The sequence below is a fragment of the Xanthomonas sp. SHU 199 genome (assembly GCF_000364665.1).
Lineage (GTDB): Bacteria > Pseudomonadota > Gammaproteobacteria > Xanthomonadales > Xanthomonadaceae > Xanthomonas_A > Xanthomonas_A sontii.
Genome location: NZ_AQOI01000023.1, coordinates 1 through 15,691 on the forward strand (window position 1 = coordinate 1; position 15,691 = coordinate 15,691).

Annotated in this window: 15 protein-coding genes and 1 tRNA gene; 6 read left to right on the forward strand and 10 right to left on the reverse strand. The window is 68.2% G+C overall.

Annotated elements, in window-relative coordinates; all coding sequences use genetic code 11:
• Together D183_RS23705 and D183_RS0101270 are read left to right on the forward strand one after the other, a co-directional pair.
• On the forward strand, positions 1-365 hold a 365-nt coding region (locus D183_RS23705), incomplete at its 5' end, for a histidine-type phosphatase (protein WP_039725803.1).
• A 109-nt stretch (positions 366-474) separates the two neighbouring features.
• A complete protein-coding gene (locus D183_RS0101270) occupies positions 475-1,779 on the forward strand; it encodes a jacalin-like lectin (RefSeq protein ID WP_017907381.1) in 1,305 nt (434 codons plus the stop codon).
• Between the two features lie 298 nt (positions 1,780-2,077).
• Here D183_RS0101270 and radA read toward each other — a convergent pair whose 3' ends face one another.
• The 4 genes from radA to D183_RS0101290 all read right to left on the reverse strand — a co-directional run bounded on the left by radA (position 2,078) and on the right by D183_RS0101290 (position 7,158).
• Positions 2,078-3,463, reverse strand: a complete 1,386-nt coding sequence (radA, locus tag D183_RS0101275) for a DNA repair protein RadA (protein ID WP_017907382.1) — start codon at positions 3,461-3,463, stop codon at positions 2,078-2,080.
• A 306-nt stretch (positions 3,464-3,769) separates the two neighbouring features.
• The gene (locus D183_RS0101280; RefSeq protein ID WP_026144085.1) at positions 3,770-4,306 is read right to left on the reverse strand and encodes an adenylate kinase; all 537 of its coding nucleotides are present in this window, start codon (positions 4,304-4,306) and stop codon (positions 3,770-3,772) included.
• 224 nt (positions 4,307-4,530) lie between these two features.
• Positions 4,531-6,420 (reverse strand): M61 family metallopeptidase, encoded by a 1,890-nt coding sequence (locus D183_RS0101285; protein WP_017907384.1) that lies wholly within the window; start codon positions 6,418-6,420, stop codon positions 4,531-4,533.
• Between the two features lie 135 nt (positions 6,421-6,555).
• Positions 6,556-7,158: an ATP-dependent Clp protease proteolytic subunit gene (locus tag D183_RS0101290; RefSeq protein WP_017907385.1), complete on the reverse strand. Its 603-nt coding sequence runs from the start codon at positions 7,156-7,158 to the stop codon at positions 6,556-6,558.
• A 55-nt stretch (positions 7,159-7,213) separates the two neighbouring features.
• Here D183_RS0101290 and D183_RS0101295 point away from each other — a divergent pair, with 55 nt between their 5' ends.
• A complete protein-coding gene (locus D183_RS0101295) occupies positions 7,214-8,032 on the forward strand; it encodes an RNA polymerase sigma factor (RefSeq protein WP_017907386.1) in 819 nt (272 codons plus the stop codon).
• 42 nt (positions 8,033-8,074) lie between these two features.
• Here D183_RS0101295 and D183_RS0101300 read toward each other — a convergent pair whose 3' ends face one another.
• Complete coding sequence (locus D183_RS0101300; protein ID WP_232757179.1) at positions 8,075-8,845, reverse strand: SDR family NAD(P)-dependent oxidoreductase; 771 nt, start codon at positions 8,843-8,845, stop codon at positions 8,075-8,077.
• 107 nt (positions 8,846-8,952) lie between these two features.
• Between D183_RS0101300 and D183_RS0101305 the strand changes: the two genes are divergently transcribed.
• Positions 8,953-9,426: a MarR family winged helix-turn-helix transcriptional regulator gene (locus D183_RS0101305; protein WP_232757180.1), complete on the forward strand. Its 474-nt coding sequence runs from the start codon at positions 8,953-8,955 to the stop codon at positions 9,424-9,426.
• A gap of 110 nt (positions 9,427-9,536) precedes the next feature.
• On the opposite strand, the gene cyoD is transcribed toward D183_RS0101305, so the two are convergent.
• The 5 genes from cyoD to D183_RS0101330 all read right to left on the reverse strand — a co-directional run bounded on the left by cyoD (position 9,537) and on the right by D183_RS0101330 (position 13,839).
• Positions 9,537-9,875 (reverse strand): cytochrome o ubiquinol oxidase subunit IV, encoded by a 339-nt coding sequence (gene cyoD, locus D183_RS0101310; protein WP_010341155.1) that lies wholly within the window; start codon positions 9,873-9,875, stop codon positions 9,537-9,539.
• The gene (gene cyoC, locus D183_RS0101315; protein ID WP_017907389.1) at positions 9,875-10,501 is read right to left on the reverse strand and encodes a cytochrome o ubiquinol oxidase subunit III; all 627 of its coding nucleotides are present in this window, start codon (positions 10,499-10,501) and stop codon (positions 9,875-9,877) included. The genes cyoD and cyoC overlap by 1 nt, the downstream gene beginning before the upstream one ends.
• Before the next feature lie 3 nt (positions 10,502-10,504).
• Positions 10,505-12,505, reverse strand: a complete 2,001-nt coding sequence (cyoB, locus tag D183_RS0101320; protein ID WP_017907390.1) for a cytochrome o ubiquinol oxidase subunit I — start codon at positions 12,503-12,505, stop codon at positions 10,505-10,507.
• On the reverse strand, positions 12,505-13,446 hold the full coding sequence (cyoA, locus tag D183_RS0101325) for a ubiquinol oxidase subunit II (RefSeq protein ID WP_010341159.1): 942 nt from the start codon (positions 13,444-13,446) through the stop codon (positions 12,505-12,507). Before cyoA ends, cyoB begins: the two co-directional genes overlap by 1 nt.
• A 317-nt stretch (positions 13,447-13,763) precedes the next feature.
• Positions 13,764-13,839, reverse strand: a tRNA-Thr gene (locus D183_RS0101330).
• Between the two features lie 120 nt (positions 13,840-13,959).
• Between D183_RS0101330 and D183_RS0101335 the strand changes: the two genes are divergently transcribed.
• Together D183_RS0101335 and D183_RS0101340 are read left to right on the forward strand one after the other, a co-directional pair.
• On the forward strand, positions 13,960-14,916 hold the full coding sequence (locus D183_RS0101335; protein ID WP_026144086.1) for a hypothetical protein: 957 nt from the start codon (positions 13,960-13,962) through the stop codon (positions 14,914-14,916).
• Positions 14,913-15,614: a hypothetical protein gene (locus D183_RS0101340; protein WP_017907392.1), complete on the forward strand. Its 702-nt coding sequence runs from the start codon at positions 14,913-14,915 to the stop codon at positions 15,612-15,614. The genes D183_RS0101335 and D183_RS0101340 overlap by 4 nt, the downstream gene beginning before the upstream one ends.
• Positions 15,615-15,691 lie beyond the last annotated feature (77 nt).

Here is a 15,691-nt window from a genome sequence, read left to right on the forward strand (position 1 = left end):
TCGGCGGCGCGGCGCGGCTGGTGGTGCTGTCCGGCCACGACGGCACCTTGACCCTGCTGGCCGGCATGCTCGACCTGCACTGGCAACTGCCCGGCTACCAGCCCGACCAGACCGTGCCCGGCGGCGCGCTGGTGTTCGAGCGCTGGCGCCGCGCCGACGGCGAACGGGTGATCCGCCTGCGCTACACCGCGCAGAGCCTGGCGCAACTGCGCGAACGCCGCGCACTGACGGTGCAGGCGCCGCCACTGGAGTCGCCCGTGTTCATCCCGCAGTGCAGCCGCGCCGACGCCGCCTACGACTGCCCGCTACCCGCCTTCGCCGCCGCGGTCGAGGCCGCGCTCGATCCGCAGTTCCTGACCCCATGACGCCACGTGCGCCGGCCCCGGCCGGTCGCGCGGCGGCATCGGTGCCTTCCGGCACCGCCCCTGGCGCTCGCGCCACCCGCTGTTCCTCCCAACCCGCAAGAGGCGATTCATGATCCAGCATCTACGCACCCTCGTGAGCTACGGCATCGGATTGAGCCTGGCCTGCGCCGGCGTGGTCCACGCGCAATCGGAAGTCGGCGTGCTCGACGTACTCACCTACAACGTCGCCGGCCTGCCGCAGGGCATCTCCAGCAGCAACCCGGCCGCCAACACCGCCCAGATCGCACCGAAACTGGCGCCCTACGGCCTGATCAACGTGCAGGAAGACTTCAACTATCACGCCACCTTGTACGCGGGCGACAAGCACCCCTACCGCACGCCCACCAGCGGCGGCGCGGCGATCGGCGACGGCCTCAACACGCTGAGCAATTACCGCTTCGACGACTTCACCCGCATCAAGTGGGACAAGTGCAACGGCACCGACTGCCTCACCCCCAAGGGCTTCAGCTACATGCGCGTGCGCCTGGACGACGGCGTGCTGCTGGACGTGTACAACGCGCACCCCAACGCCGGCACCGAGAGCGCCGACCTGGCCGCGCGGCGCGCCAACATCAGCCAGCTTTCGCAGTTCATCCAGACTTGGTCGGCCGGCAACGCGGTGCTGGTGATGATGGACTCCAACACCCGCTACACCCGCGCCGACGACAACATCCGTGCGTTGATTTCCGCCAACGGCCTGACCGATACCTGGGTGGAACTGGTCAAGGGCAGTGCCCCGGCGGCCGGCGCCGCGCCGCTGCTGTGCGGCACCCCGCCGACCAACGACTGCGAAGTGGTGGACAAGATCCTGTACCGCGACGCGCCGCAGCTGACCCTGGTCGCCAACCGCTACAAGCTCGACGACGGCAACTTCTACGACAGCGACGGCAAGCCGCTGTCCGACCACTACCCGCTGGCCGCGCAGTTCGGCTGGGCGGTCGGGACCACCGTGCGCACCAGCGACCAGTTCGGCGGCCCGCACGGCACCCCGTTCAACGACATCGCCAAGGGCGCCGAGCAGCGCACCATCGCCAGCGTGACCCTGCGCGGCGCCTCGCGCCTGGACGGCATCGCGCTGGGCCTGGACAACGGCAGCACCCTGGCCCACGGCGGCAGCGGCGGCGACGCGGTCACGCTGCGCCTGGGCAGCAACGAGCGGCTGACCTCGGCCACGCTGAGCGTGGGCCAGTACAACGGCCACACCCGGCTGTTCTCGCTGAGCCTGCGCACCAACCAGGGCCGCAGCCTCAGCGCCGGCACGCCGACCGCCGAGACCTACACGCTCACCGCGCCCAGCGGCTGGCACATCGCCGGCTTCACCGGCCGCGACGGCGACGAGATCGACAAGCTCGGCGTGGTGTACCGCAAGGATTGACGCAATCGCGGGCGCCATCGCGTCTGCGGCACTGCAAGGGCAACGGCGCGCGTGGCGACGCGCGCCGTTCGCCTTACCGAAGAAGAGGCGACGGCTGCGACCTGTGGCCGGTCGCGCGCATCGACGTGCAGCGAGCGGATGCATTACCGCTGACGATGCGGATCGGAAATCTCCACACCAGGCCGCGCGATGCGGCCACTTGTCTACGTGGGCCGCACTCGCGCGCACACCACCGCATCGCGATTCGAAGCGACGCAGTACACGGGGACGACGCGCCGCTGCCCGCCGACGCCGCAGCCTATTCGCTCGCCGCTTCCAGCGCCTGCGCCAGGCGCTCCACCGCGATCACCTCCATGCCCTTGACCGTACCGGTCTTGGGCGCATTGGCCTTGGGCACGATGGCGCGCTTGAAGCCGTGCGTGGCGGCCTCGCGCAGCCGGTCCTCGCCATTGGGCACCGGGCGGATCTCGCCGGACAGGCCGACCTCACCGAAGGCGATGGTCTTTTCCGCCAACGGCCGATCGCGCAGCGACGACAGCACCGCCAGCAGCACCGGCAGGTCGGCCGCGGTTTCCTGCACGCGGATGCCGCCGACCACGTTGACGAACACGTCCTGGTCGCCGACCACGATGCCGCCATGGCGGTGCAGCACGGCCAGCAGCATCGCCAGCCGGTTCTGTTCCAGGCCCACCGCCACGCGCCGCGGATTGGACAGCGGCGAGGCATCGACCAGGGCCTGCACTTCCACCATCAGCGGCCGCGTGCCCTCGCGGGTGACCATCACGCAACTGCCGGGCTGGTGCGCGCTGCCGCCGGACAGGAAGATCGCCGACGGATTGGAGACTTCCTTCAGCCCCTTCTCGCCCATCGCGAACACGCCCAGTTCGTTGACCGCGCCGAAGCGGTTCTTGAACGCGCGCAGCAGGCGGAAGCGGCTGCCGCTCTCGCCCTCGAAGTACAGCACCGCATCGACCATGTGCTCGAGCACGCGCGGGCCGGCGATGCCGCCCTCCTTGGTGACGTGGCCGACCAGGAACACCGCGGTGCCGGTCTCCTTGGCATAGCGCACCAGGCGCGCCGCGCTCTCGCGCACCTGGCTGACCGACCCCGGCGCGGCGGTCAGCGCCTCGGTCCACAGGGTCTGCACCGAGTCGGCGACGATCAGCTTGGGCCGCGCCGCGCTGGCGTGCTGCAGGATGTGCTCGATGCCGGTCTCGGCCAGCGCGTTGAGGCCGTCCAGCGGCAGATCCAGGCGCACCGCGCGGCCGGCGACCTGGCCCAGCGATTCCTCGCCGGTCACGTACAGCACCGGCAGCGTGCCGGCCATCTTCGCCAGCGCCTGCAGCAGCAGGGTCGACTTGCCGATGCCGGGGTCGCCGCCGATCAGCACCACCGCCCCCTCGACCAGGCCGCCGCCGAGCACCCGGTCGAACTCGCCGATGCCGGTGGACACGCGCGCCTGGTCGCGATGCTCCACGTCCTTGAGCGCGGTGATCTTCGGCGTCTCGGCCTTGCCGGCCCAGCCGCTGCGCCGCGCCGCGGCCGGCGCCTTGGCCGTGGCCGCGCTCTCCAGCACGATCTCGCTCAGCGTGTTCCAGGCGCCGCATTCGGTGCACTGGCCCTGCCACTTGTTGTACTCGGCGCCGCACTCGCCGCAGACATAGGCCGTTTTCGCTTTCGCCATCTGCTTCTGGTCCGCTCAGACAATGCACCAGCATAGTGGCTGGCGGTCTCAAGGTCCGCGACGCGGCGCCAGGCGCCGCATCGCATTCGCTTCCCCAGCTGGTAACGCGGCGCCGGGAAGACGTCGCGCAGTCGGCAGCGACGCCGATGTACGGCGGGCGCTGCTGCGTTTCCCCGCGACTGGTGACCCAAGTCGCCCGCGCACGGCCGCCAGGCGGCAGCAGGAGGCAGCCTGTGGCGCCGACGTCGGGTCAGACCGATTCTGCCCGGGACGATGTCCTCTTCGCTTGTCGCGGCAGGGAGGCCGTCAGCGCGCCTTCAAGGCAGCAAGCAGGTGTTGCGCCTGCTCCCGTCGCCTAATGCGCACGAAGCGAATATGCGCGTACTGCGGGTTGTGCAGATCTGCCTGGTAGCGCGCGCGGTTGCTGCGCCAGGTCTTGAGCATCCAGATGATGATGGACTCCCGGCTAAAGAATGCGCGGCGAAAACTCTCGCGATTTCCCGTTCCGGGCCACAGCTCCTGTTTGCGCCAGGCCCGTTTGAACGCTCTGGCGACAGCCTGGAACAGCGTGCGCCAAAACCCATAGTCCACCCACACCACCAGGTCCACGTCGCGCCATTTCACGGGGCGCGTCCGGTTGTAGTTGCCATCCAGTACCCAGTCCGCAGAGGCGGCTAACGCACGCTCCAGTTCTTTCAGGAACACATCGTCCGGGGTCCCCTGCCAGTCCGGGCGCCAGTAGAGTCTGTCCATTTCGACGTAGGGAATCGCAAGTTCCTTGGCGATCAGCCTGGCGAGTGTGCTTTTCCCGCTTGCGCTGGTGCCGACCACATTGATTTTCACCGCCTGACCTCGTCCCCGCAAAGAAGATCGGCCACCTCGGCCGCTCCCGCACGGTGCTGCGCTCGCTGCAGGAACGGCTTCACATGGACTGCGCCATCGCTGGCGACCAAACAATGAGCATCGCGCGCGCAACCGCCGCAAGCGACACGCGCCAGCACGACGACGCCGTCGCCGCACCGCGCACCGGCACACCGAAGCGCCGGCGGCGATCGCGCTCGCCGCCCTCAACGCGCCTTGTACAACTCGCTCAGGCGATCCGGCGTGCCGGCGATGCGCTCCAGGTGCGGATACTGCAGGCCGCCGTAGTAGGCGATGCGCAAGGTGTCGTAGCGGTCGCCGCGCTTGACCAGCAGTTCGATCGGCGTGCTGCCGCCCTTGGCCGCGGTGACCGCGTCCTTGAGCGCCTCGGCGCTGTACTCGCGGCCGCCGACTGCGACCACGCGGTTGCCGGCGATGATGCCGGCATTGAACGTCGGGCTGTCCCACAGCACGGATTGCACCCGGCCCTGCTCGTCCAGGCTCAGGCCGAGCGAGTAACTCAGGTCCAGGCTCTTGTTGCGCGCCTCGGAGGTCTTGCTGGCCGCGTTCGGCTGATCGGTATAGACCAGCTTCCAGCCGCTGGCCTCGATCCCGCCGACCAGCGACCCGTGCGCATCGAGACGGCTGCGCAGCAGGCTCGCCCAGTCGTACTTGGCGATCCCATCGAGCGTGGCGACGATGTCGTCGAAGGTGTAGGTGTTCACGTCCCAGGCGCCGTCGTGCATGCCGAAGAACGCCTTGGCGAAATCGTCCAGCGAGCGCTTGCCGCCGCTGAGCTCGCGCAGCTTGGCGTTGACCTCCAGCCAGACCATCTGCCCGCCGGAATAGTAGTCCTCGCTCAACTGGTAGCTGCGGTAGGCGCGCGGCCGGCGCATCGACATGGTCGGGTCGTTGGTGGTGTCCTGCAGCGCGCGCCAGGCCAGGCCGGGACGGCCGCGTTGGTAGACCGCGGCGACGTTGGCCAGCATGTCGCGGGCCTGGTCCTGGGTCCACAGCCCTGCGCGCGCGGCGATCACCTCGCCCCAGAACTGGGTCTGGCCCTCGTACAGCCACAGCAGGCTGTCGCCCATCGGCACGTTGAAGTTGGGCGTGGCCAGGTCGGCGCCGCGCCGGTACTTGCCGTTCCAGGAGTGGTTGAACTCGTGCGCGAGCAGGTCGCGCATCTCCCAGCTCTTGTCCCACTCGGTGAAGTAGTCGAGCGGGCCACTGTTCTCGCTGGAGCGATGATGCTCCAGGCCGATGCCGCCGAGCTTGTCGGTCAGCGCCAGCAGGAACTCGTAGTGGTCGAAGTGACGCGCGCCGTACAGCTTGTCCATCTGCTGCACCAGGGCCACGTGCGCCTTGATCTGGTCGGGCTTGGCCTCCAGCGACTTGGGCTTGTCGGCGAACACGTTCAGCGCCACCGGCGCCTTGCCCTTGTCGTCCAGCACGATGCGCTTGTAGTACTTGCCGGCGAACATCGGCGAATCGACCAGGTCGTCGAAATCGATCGGCTTGAACGTCACCGTATCGCCGCTGCGCGTGGCGGTCTCCAGCGCGGTGGCGTAGCTCCAGCCGGCCGGCAGGGTCACGCTGGCCTGCGCCTTGATGTTGCGCGCGTACACCCCGGCCGGATACAGCGCGGTGGTGTTCCACTGCAGGTTGAGCATCTCCGGGGTCATCATCACCCGGCCCTGGCCGTCGCCCTGCGAGGACAGGAACTGGTACTCGGCGACGATCTCGCTGACGCCGGCGGGCACGTCGATCTTGAACGCATAGACGTCGAACTGGTCGCGCGTCCACGGCAACACCTTGCCGTTGGCCTTGATCACCAGCCCGGCGAGCTTGTCGATCGGACCGGTCGGCGAATGGTTGCCGGGGATCCACTGCGGATACAGCAGGGTCATCGGCCCCGGCGTGGCCGGGATGGTGCTGCGCACGCGGAAGATACGGTGCGCCAGATCGGTGGCATCGACATCGATCTTCAACGTACCGGCGAAGGGCACGTCGCGCGGCGGTGCGGTCTGCGCCGTGGCCTGGAACGCGACAGTGGCGGCCAGCAGCAACGGCGCCATCCAGGCGGTGGACTTGTTCATGGGATCTCCAGGGGGGGCGAACGACAGCGGACAGGCAAACTCCCATGCTATGCCTGCGCCGCCGCCGCGTGCCATGCCATAGGTCATGCCCGCGGCGATCGCCGCGCACGGCGCCTGCCGCACTGGCCGGAGCCCTCAGCGCCCGGCCAGTTGGCTGCGCCGCTCGACGATGCGCGACACCAGGCCGTAGTCCATCGCCTCCTGCGCCGACATCCAGCAGTCGCGCTCGATGTCGGTCTCCACGCGCTCCAGCGGCTGGCCGGTCTCGCGGGCAATGACCTTGGCGATGCGGGCGCGCGCCTTGAGGATCTCGCTGGCCTGGATGGCGATGTCGCTGGCCGGGCCGCCGGCGCCGCCGCTGGGCTGATGGATCAGGAACCGGGTCTGCGGCAGGCACACCCGGCGCTCGCGCGGCACGCCCAGGAACACGTGCGTGGCCGCGCTGCCGACCCAACCCGAGCCGATCATGTCGACCGGTGCGGAAATGAAGCGCAGCGCATCGTGGATGGCGTCGCCGGATTCCAGATGCCCGCCCGGCGAGGACACGATCATCGCGATCGGCGCATCGGACTCGGCATCCAGCGCCAGCAGATGGCGTACCGTCTGGTAGGCGCTGGCGTCGGTGATGGTGCCGAACAGCAGCAGGGTCCGCGCGCGGAACGCCTTTTCCTCGAGGAAGGCGGCGGACGGCGATTGCGCGGAGGGCGCAGCGGGGGACGTTTCGTCGGAACGCAGCATCGGCCTGTCTCCATGTATGGTGGGTGTCCCTCCCAACGAACGACGGGGCTGCGACGTGACATCTCCGACCGACACGCCCACGCCGGCCGACGGCGAGGCGCTGCGCCGCCAGTTGCTGGCCCTGGCGCACCGCTGGCTCGGCCAGGGCCAGGACGCCGAGGACCTGGTGCAGGAGACCTATCTGCGTGCCGCCCAGGGGCCGTTGCCGGCGAATGGCGGCGACGCATGGATGACCACGGTGCTGCGGCACCTGTGCATCGACCGCCTGCGCCGCCGCGCCCGCTACCGCAGCGTGCTGGAACGCGCCGCACAGGACCCGGCGCTGCTGGAGGCCGGGCCGACGCAAGAACCGGCGCAGCACGCCCTGCACCGCGACGCGGTCGCACAGGCGCTGGCCCACCTGGTGCGCACCCTGCCGCCCGGCGACGTGGCCCTGGTGCTGCTCGCCGAAGCGTTCGACTTTCGCCACGCCGAGCTGGCGGCGCTGTCGTCACGCAGCGAAAGCGCCTCGCGCCAGCACTTGCGTCGTCTGTTGCAGCGCGTGCGCGTCGCACCGCCAGAAACACCGGCGCGGCCCGTCGCCGCCCCGCGCGAGGACGAGGGCTGCCTGCTTGCGCTATGCCACCACGCGCTGCTGCACGGCGACCCGGCCGGCCTGGTCGCCACCTTGCGCGCGGCACGGCCGCAGACCCTGTTGGCCAGCGCCTTCCCGGCAACGGCGGCGGCGCCCGCCCACGCGGCACCCGGCATCGCGCCGGTCTACGCCCAGCCGCTGCAGCAACATGGGCAACTGGGCCTGTTGATCCGCAACAGCGACGGCGTGCCGACCTGGCTGCCGTTGTGCGAACTCACCGACGCGCCTTGCATGGCGTGAGCGGGACAACCCCGGCGCGCCGGTTGCACCGGTACCGCCGCTTCAGTACCTGCGAACGGGAAAACGCCCGGAGAATCCATCGAATACCGCACGCTCCACGTCGAGACGCTGCCGAAACTCCGCCGAATCGGTCATTCCGAAGCCGAGCTCATCGGCCTGCCCCGCCGCGAGGCCGGCGAAGATGGCGTCGCAGAAGTCGTCCAGGTCCGCGCCATGGGCCATGCCCGGGCCCGCCAGCGCGGTGCGGACCGCGGGCGGAATGATCTCGACGACCCTGACCGGCGTCGCGGCAAGCGCGAAGCGGAGATTGCGCGTATAGCTGTGGAGCGCGGCCTTGCAGGCGCTGTAGACCGGGGCGAACGGCTGCGGAACGAAGGCGCCGCCGGAGGAGACATTGGCGATCAGTGCAGGCTCGCCATGCTGCAGCAACAGCGGGACCAGCAAATGGTTCAGATGTACGACGGCAGCGAACAGGATGTCGATCTCGCGCTGGCGCTCGGCCCAGGTCGCCTGGTCGTCGGCGAGCGCGACGCGCCGCTGGATGCCGGCGTTGTTGACGACCACGCGCAGCCCGGGATGCCGCGCTCGCAGGTACTGCGCCAGTCGCTCGCGCTCTTCGGCGACCCCGATGTCGTTGACCAGGGTCTGCAGACCGGGCGCGGCCTGGGCCGCGCGGTCGAGCTTGCCTGCATCGCGGCCGGTGACCAGCACGTTTGCGCCCGCGGCCAGAAAGCGCCGCGCGAGGCCGAACCCGATACCGTCGCTGCCGCCGGTCATCACCACATCCACACCTGCGAACGTCATTGCAGACATCGCCATCGCCTCCAGGAACCGCGTGTCCGCTCGGCTGGCATCGCACGCCTGCCAGCGGCCACGCAAAGGTTGTCATGTCAACCTAGAGATACGCCGTTCGGGTTGCCATGTCAACCAGCGCCACCTATGGTGACCGCATGAAACACGCACGACTCTCCGCAGGCGAACTGGCGATCTGGCACGCCTTCAAGCAGATGGGCCAGACGGTGATGGCCGCCGTCGAAAAGGACCTAGCCGACCACGCCGACCTGACCGGCAGCGACTTCGGTGTGCTGTCGCGGCTGATGGACCTGGGCAAGGGCGAGCTGCGCCAGCAGGCGCTCGCCGATTCCATGGGGTGGCACAAGAGCCGGCTGTCGCATCAGCTCACGCGCATGCAGACGCGCGGTCTGGTCCGCCGCAGCGACGCAGAACCGCGCGTGGTGACGGTGGCCATCACCGCCCTGGGCCGGGAGAAGATCGCGGCGGCGCGGCCGATCCACGCCGCCGCGGTCAGAACTTGGCTGCTCGATCGCCTCAGCGCGGAAGACGCGCAGGTCCTGCTGAAACTCTCCGCGACGCTCGGCTCGGACCGCAGCTGACGGCGGCGCGCCCATCGGCCATCTGCACCTTCCAGGGCGGCCGCACCGGACCGTAGAACGCAAAAGGCCGCCCGGAGGCGGCCTTCGCGAACCTGCTGCGGTGCCCGCCCTCAGTGCATCATGTTGACGTTGAGGTTGTGCATCACCCACAGCGAGCCGACCACCACGATGCCGATGATCAGCAGCGAGAACAGGCCCACGTGCACGTTGGAGCGCTGTTCGGCGGAACGGTCCATGTGCAGGAAGTAGATCAAGTGCACCAGCATCTGCACCGCGGCCAGCACCGCGATGACGATGACGGTGACGCCGCGCGGGAACGCCCCGCTCATCACCATGCCGAACGGGATCACGGTCAGGATCACCGCCAGCACGAAGCCGACCAGGTAGGACTTCAGGCCGCCGCCGTGGCCGTGCTCGGCGTGCGTGTCGGAGGAATGATGGTTGGCCATTACAGCGCTCCCAGCAGGTAGACGATGGTGAACACGCCGATCCAGATCACGTCCAGGAAGTGCCAGAACAGGCTCAGGCACGCCAGGCGGGTCATGTTGCGCGGGGTCAGGCCGTTCTTCGCGATCTGGATCACCAGCACGGTCATCCACAGCAGGCCCGAGGCCACGTGCAGACCATGGGTGCCGACCAGGGTGAAGAAGGCCGACAGGAACGCGCTGCGGCCGGGGCCGGCGCCTTCTTCGATCAGGTGGTGGAACTCGTAGAGCTCCATGCCCAGGAAGCCCAGGCCCAGCGCCGCGGTGACTGCCAGCCAGCCGTACAGGCCGCCCATGCTGCGCTTGTTCGCCGAGATCATCGCCAGGCCGAAGCCCAGGCTGCTGAACAGCAGCAGGAAGGTTTCCACCAGCACGAACTTCAGGTCGAACAGTTCCTTGGCGGTCGGGCCGTCCACCGTCGCGCCGGCCAGCACCGCATAGGTGGCGAACAGGCCGGCGAAGATGAGGCAGTCGCTCATCAGGTAGACCCAGAACCCGAAGACGGTGTTGCCGCCCGCGTCGTGGTGTTCGTGGTCGTGGTCGTGGCCGCCCGCGTGGGCGGCGTGGGAATCGAGCGTCGTGGAAGCCATGGTTCAGACCGCCTTTGCGGCGTTGGCCGCGTGTTGCTGTTCCAGCAGGGCGAAGCGCGCGTTCTCGATGCGCTCCACTTCCTCCGCCGGGACCCAGTAATCGATGTCGTCATCGAAGGTGCGCGCGATGAAGCTGCCGATCATGCCGACCAGGCCGATCACCGCCATCCACCAGATGTGCCAGGTCAGACCGAAGCCCAGGACGATGCTGAAGGCGCCGATCCAGAAGCCCGCCGCCGTGTTGCGCGGCATGTGGATCGGTTCGTACTTGGCCGGACGCGGCCAGCCCTTGCCCTTGAGCTTGTCTTCCCAGAACTGGTCGCGGTCGTCGATGTGCGGCAGCACCGCGAAGTTGTAGAACGGCGGCGGCGAGGAGGTCGCCCACTCCAGGGTGCGGCCATCCCACGGGTCGCCGGTCAGGTCCATGTTCTCCTTGCGCTTCCAGATGCTATAGCCGATCTGCACCAGGTTCAGGAAGATGCCGGTGCCGATGATCGCCGCACCCACCGCGGCCACCATCAGCCACGGCGCCCACTCCGGATGGTTGTAGCTGTTCATGCGCCGGGTCATGCCCATGAAGCCGAGCACGTACAGCGGCATGAAGGCGATGAAGAAGCCGATGATCCAGCACCAGAACGAGGCCTTGCCCAGCTTCTCGTTGAGCTTGAAGCCGAACGCCTTCGGGAACCAGTAGGTCAGGCCCGCCAGGTAGCCGAACACCACGCCGCCGATGATCACGTTATGGAAGTGCGCGATCAGGAACAGGCTGTTGTGCAGCACGAAGTCCACCGCCGGGATCGCCAGCATCACGCCGGTCATGCCGCCGATGACGAAGGTGATGATGAAGCCGATGGTCCACAGCACCGGTGCGGTCATGTGCACGCGGCCGCGGAACATGGTGAACAGCCAGTTGAAGATCTTCACGCCGGTGGGGATCGAGATGATCATCGTCGTGATGCCGAAGAAGGCATTGACGTTGGCGCCCGAGCCCATGGTGAAGAAGTGGTGCAGCCACACGATGAACGACAGCACGCCGATGCACGAGGTCGCGTACACCATCGAGGTGTAGCCGAACAGGCGCTTGCGGCTGAAGGTGGCGATCAGCTCGGAGAAGATGCCGAACGCCGGCAGGATCAGGATGTAGACCTCCGGGTGGCCCCAGATCCAGATCAGGTTGACGTACATCATGGCGTTGCCGCCACCGTCGTTGGTGAAGAAGTGCGTGCCCAGGTAGCGGTCCGCACCCAGCAGCGCCAGCGCCACGGTCAGGATCGGGAACGCGGCGATGATCAGGATGTTGGTGATCAGCGCGGTCCAGGTGAAGATCGGCATGCGCATCAGGGTCATGCCCGGCGCGCGCATGCGCATGATCGTCACGAAGAAGTTGATGCCGGTGAGCAATGTGCCCAGGCCCGAGATCTGCAACGCCCAGATGTAGTAGTCGACACCGACGCCTGGACTGTATTCCAGCCCGGACAGCGGCGGGTAGGCCAGCCAGCCGGTCTGCGCGAACTCGCCCACGCCCAGGGAGATGTTGACCAGCGCCGCGCCGGCCACGAACAGCCAGAAGCTCAGCGAGTTCAGGAACGGGAACGCCACGTCGCGCGCGCCGATCTGCAGCGGCACGATCAGGTTCAACAGGCCGGTCATGAACGGCATGGCCATGAAGAAGATCATGATCACGCCGTGCGCAGTGAAGATCTGATCGTAGTGGTGCGGCGGGAAGATGCCTTCGTTGCCGCCGTGCGCGATCGCCTGCTGGGTGCGCATCATCGCCGCGTCGGCGAAGCCGCGCAGCAGCATGATCAGCGCCACCACGATGTACATGACGCCGATGCGCTTGTGGTCGACCGAGGTGAACCACTCCTTCCAGAGGTAGCCCCACAGCTTGTACTTGGTGACCGCGGCCACCACCAGCAGGCCGAGCAGGCCGGCGCCGCCGAGGGCCGCCATGATGATCGGCTCGTGGTACGGAACCGCCTCGAGCGTGAGTTTGCCTAGCATCACTTGTCTCCAGAAGTGCACATGGCGACCGGCTCAGCAGCCGATGCCGGATGAGCGTCGTGGCCTTCCATCTTGTGGCCCTTGCCCATCATGTATTTGTCGATCAACGACTTGAACAGGCCGTCCTGCACCGAGGCGTAGTACGTCACCGGGTAGGCAGCCTTGTCGTTGCGGTTGGCCGCCAGCACCTGGAACTCGGCCTGGTCCAGGGTCTTCTGCGAGGCCTTGACCTTGGCCACCCACGCGTCGAAACCGGCGCGGTCGGTGGCATGCGCGGCGAAGCCCATCTTCGAGAAGCCGTGGCCGCTGTAGTTGGCCGACAGGCCGAACATCTCGCCCGGCTCGTTGGCGATCAGGTGCAGCTTGGTCTCCATGCCGGCCATCGCGTAGATCTGCGTGCCCAGGTGCGGGATGAAGAACGAGTTCATCACCGTGTCGGAGGTGATCTTGAAGTTCAGCGGCGTGTCGACCGGGAACGCGATCTCGTTGACCGTGGCGATGCCCTGCTCCGGGTAGATGAACATCCACTTCCAGTCCAGCGCCACCGCCTCGATGGTGATCGGCTTGACCTTGGAGTCCAGCGGCTTGTACGGATCCAGCGCATGCGAGGAGCGCCAGGTCAGCACCGCCAGGACCAGGATGATCATGCACGGGATCGACCACACCACCACCTCGATCGCAGTGGAGTGCGACCAGTTCGGCTCGTAGCGGGCCTTGGTGTTGGACGCGCGGTAGCGCCAGGCGAAGGCCAGGGTCATCACGATGACCGGGATCACCACCAGCAGCATCAGCACCACCGAGGTGATCAGCAGCGTCTTCTCGTCGTGGCCGATCTGACCCTTGGGGTTGAGGATGGCCGAGTTGCAGCCGGCCAAGAGCAGTGCGGCCAGCAGCAACAGACCGGAGCGCAGCGAGCGCCGGAGTTGTTTCAACGGAATCATCGAACGATCCAATTGCGTAGGGGATGCGAACCGCGCGGGAGCGGGAGGCGGAGCGCCGTAGAGGGGGCTGTTCCGCGTCCGCCGCGGCATCCGGGCCGGCATGCGCGATCAACGACGCATTTTATGCTGCCGTGCGGCAACTCCGGAAGTCATTGACAAGCCCGGGCGGGCGCCAGGCCGCGTTTTTATGTGCGACACATTGCCGCACCCACCTGCGACACGGCGTCGCAGGCCGCTGCGCGCACGAACCTGCGTCGCAGAAAAACGGGAGCGCAGACACCAGGAAGGCAGCCGCGCGGCTGCCTTCTGGGTACGACTGGTGCCGGAAACAGGAGTCGAACCTGCGACCTACGCATTACGAATGCGCCGCTCTACCGACTGAGCTATTCCGGCGGAACTGGCAATTCTAGGCGTCGGCCCGGGCCGGGGTCAATCGCTGCCCGGGCCTTCGCGCGCGCGCCGCAATCGATGGGTTACCCTCCCGCCCCCGTCGTCCCCCTCCCCCTGCTCATCGTGAAGTTGTTCGCCTGGTTCTGGCTCGCGTTCCTGCTGTTTTTCGCCATCCCCTTCCCCTGCATCCTCTATTTCGCCAGCGACTGGCCACGCGTGCTGGCCCAGCCCAGCACGCCCGCATGGGCGCTGACCCTGCTGGCGCTGTCGCTGGGCCTGTGGCTGCACCTGCTCTACGCCTACCTGGACACCTTGCTGCTCATGCCCGGGCGCGCCCTGCACCGCGTGCGCCACCTCCTCGCTCGCGGCGTGCGCCGCGAGGCACTGATCGAACGCATCGCCCCCACCGGCGTCGAGGTCAAGGGCTGGCCGCAGCTGTCGCTGACCCTGGCCTTCGACAACCTGTCCGGCACGCCCATCCGCGACACCCTGCTGATCGTGGACCGCAAGCCGGCGCAACGCCGCTTCGAGAGCGGGCGCACCGTGCCGCTGCGGCTGAGCACCACCCCGGGCGCCGCGCCGAACCTGGTGCTGGAGGACGCCGAGCCGGCGCTGGACCGCGCCAGCCTGTGGCGCCGCGCGGCCGGCGCCGTGCTGCTGGTGGTCCTGGTCGGTGCGGCCTACGTCGTGGCCTGGCGCCTGCAGAACCGCGGGCTGGGCTGGACCTTCCTGTCCTTCAACCATCCGCTACTGATGAGTGCGCTGGTACTCAACGGCTACGTGCTGGCGCTGCGCGTGATCCTGCGCGTGATCCGCCGCAACGCCACCGACGAGACCCTGAAGTACCGCGGCCTGCGCGCGCGTGCGCGGGTGCTGGACGTGCGCCAGACCGGCACCACCCTCAACGAGCAGCCGCAGGTGGAGTTCCGCGTGGCGTTCGAGGACGCGTCAGGCAACCCGCACGAGGCGACGATGCGACGGTTCGTGTCGCTGCTCGACGTCGGACAGTTGCCGCGCGACACCGTGTCGGTGCTGTACGACCCGCAACACCCCGCCCGCTCCGACCTGGAGCTGCCATGAAGACGCCGTCCACCCCACTGGTCTTCGCCGGCGTGGTGCTGCTGCTCGGCGGCCTCGCCTTCGCCGGCGGCGCCTGGGACACCGTCCGCGCCACCCTGCAGGCGGCCGGCCCAGGGGCTGCCCTGCAGTCCCCCTCCAAGCCGCAATCGCTGGCGGTGCCGACCCCGACTGCCCGCGCTGCCGACACCGCGCCGGAACCGACGCCGGCACCACGCGGCAACCTGCTGTTCGACCCGCAGCGGCTGCGCGCGGCCCGGCAGGCGCTGGCGGACCTGCCCGACCTGCAGGGCCACGACCTGCGCGTGTTCCATGCCGTGCATTTCTACGACAACCGGATCGGACTCGAACTGCTGGACCCCGCACAGCCGGACCACGTGGACGAATACAGCTTCCACGACGAGGCCTGGCACAAGGATGCGCCAGTGAATCCGCGCATGTTCGGGCCGTTCCTCAAACCGGCCACCGACACCGCCGCGCTGCAGGACATCGATTTCGAGGGCGCCCACCGGGTGGCCACGGCCTTGCAGGAACAGGGCGAGGCGCTACAGGCCGAGCCGGAGAAGGTGGATCACGTCTACGTGCTGATCGGCCGGCGCGGCCGCCTGCGCTGGATGCCGGACGGCGTGCAAGGCGATCGCGTCAGCGTGGGCATCGAGTTCGATGCACAGGGACGGCCGCGCGGCATGCAGCGCCAGTAAGCCGTGGCGCTTGCCACGCGGCAGCACCACATCACGTCATCTCGCAGGAGCGGCTCTTGTCCCCTTTTCGGGGATCA